Source organism: Halomonas sp. ND22Bw (assembly GCF_003011945.1).
Lineage (GTDB): Bacteria > Pseudomonadota > Gammaproteobacteria > Pseudomonadales > Halomonadaceae > Halomonas > Halomonas halophila.
Map to the genome: position 1 here is coordinate 1 of NZ_PXWD01000683.1, position 278 is coordinate 278.

1 protein-coding gene is annotated in these 278 nt (G+C 53.2%); it reads right to left on the bottom strand.

Annotation, left to right across the window (positions count from 1 at the left end; all coding sequences use genetic code 11):
• The coding region (locus CVH10_RS26790) for a hypothetical protein (protein WP_219924877.1) at positions 1 to 199 on the bottom strand (199 nt) is incomplete at its 3' end.
• Positions 200 to 278 lie beyond the last annotated feature (79 nt).

The following is a 278-nucleotide window of genomic DNA, read 5'->3' on the forward strand; positions in this document are numbered from 1 at the left end:
CGATACTTCCCCCGTCGTCAAAAGAATACGGCCTGGCAGCAACTGCTGATAGCAGCACGTTTGGAGGCGCCTGATCCGCCCGCGCTGCCGTGCCCGTGGAGACGGAGCGTTGATATCTCTGGGTTGCGGATACTGGCTCCTGAGCGGTCACAGTCAGCGGAAAGATTGCCAGTGCGATCCCGATCATTGGAGATTTCATCACAGCCTCCTCTCGTTCGTGAACGAATCCAATATTAGCGCTTTCGATTACTCTCGAAAACACAGAATTTTTGTTCTAT